This window comes from Streptomyces sp. NPDC051563 (assembly GCF_044454225.1).
Taxonomy (GTDB): domain Bacteria; phylum Actinomycetota; class Actinomycetes; order Streptomycetales; family Streptomycetaceae; genus Streptomyces.
The window spans coordinates 1-1,334 of sequence record NZ_JBITDL010000077.1 but is presented as its reverse complement, the minus strand read 5'-3'; the positions used below and the strand labels follow the sequence as shown (position 1 = coordinate 1,334).

Here is a 1,334-nt window from a genome sequence, read left to right as displayed (position 1 = left end):
TACTGCAACGGTTCTTTCGTTGACGGGTTGGCAGCTTCTGGTGGTGTGTGGCCGCGTCGTTTGTAGTGACTGAGGCGGGCCTGGTGTTGTCGTCGGCGGCGCCAGTAGGACCAGTGCAGCACGTGCTCGACTGGTGCTGGCTGGCGGTGGGTGAGCCGAGTGATCAGTCGTCGGAGTTCGGGGAGGGTGAGGGGTATGAGCTGGGAGGATCCGTTTCTGCTTTCCCGGTGTCGGACTCGCGTGCCTTCAGGACGGTGAGGCAGGCGTGGACGGCCATGGCGAGGGTGATGTGGCGGTGCCAGCCGGGGTAGCGGCGGACCTGGTAGTCGTCCAGGCCGCATTCCTGCTTCGCGGTCTGGAAGCACTCTTCGATGGCCCACCGGCTGCCCGCGACCCGGATCAGCTCGTCGAGTGTGGTCTCGGCGGGGCAGTAGGCGATGTAGTACGAGATCTGGTCGGGCCGGCTCACGCTCCGGCGGGCGATCACCCAGTGCCGGCGGTCCTCGCGGTGCCAGGGCCGGACCTCGACCCTGGCCCAGTCGTAGACCCGCGGGCCGTGGGCGCCCATCCCGCAGGAACGACGCTTCCACTTCTGCCGCGGGAGTCCAGGAAACAGGTCGTGGACCGGGTGGTCCATGGCCCAGCGGGTGACGACCGTGTCGTGGCGCGTGGTGGCCATGACGTGGAAGACATCAGCGCGCTCCAGCTCGGTCCGCCAGCCTTTGGAGAAGCCGTAGGCGGCGTCCCCGGTCACCCACCGGAACGGGATCTTCTCCGCGATCGCCCGGCGGACCATCGCCTTCGCGATGACCACCTTCGTCTCGAAGGCGGTCGTGTCCTCGATGCCCGCGGCCCGGCACCGTTCACGGTCATCCGTCCATGACGTGGGCAGATACAACCTGCGGTCGATCAACGTCCGCCCGCGGGCACCTGCATAGGCGAGGAAGACGCCCACCTGACAGTTTTCCGTCCGGCCGGCTGTTCCCGAGTATTGGCGCTGAACGCCGGCCGAGCGGACGCCCTTCTTCAGGAAGCCGGTGTCGTCGACGATCAGGACCGCGTCCGGGTCACCGAGGTGCTCGACCACGTAGTCCCGGATGTCATCGAGGACCTCGTCGGCATCCCAGTCGATCCGGTTGAGCAGCCGGTGAATACGGTCCGGACCCGCATGCCCGGCCTCCTCAGCCAGCGTCCAGCCGTTCTTCCGCTCCAACGGGGCCATCAGACCACGCATATAGGCCAGCGCCGACTCCCGCGGCTCCACCCTCGAGAACCGGTGAGCGAACCGCTCATGCAACTCCGACAACCCAGCCGACCACACACGGGCATCCGCC

Annotated in this window: 1 protein-coding gene; it reads right to left on the bottom strand. The window is 67.3% G+C overall.

Annotation, left to right across the window (positions count from 1 at the left end; translation table 11 throughout):
• Positions 1 to 163 precede the first annotated feature (163 nt).
• On the bottom strand, positions 164 to 1,334 hold a 1,171-nt coding region (locus ACIA8F_RS39125; RefSeq protein WP_399385815.1), incomplete at its 5' end, for an IS701 family transposase.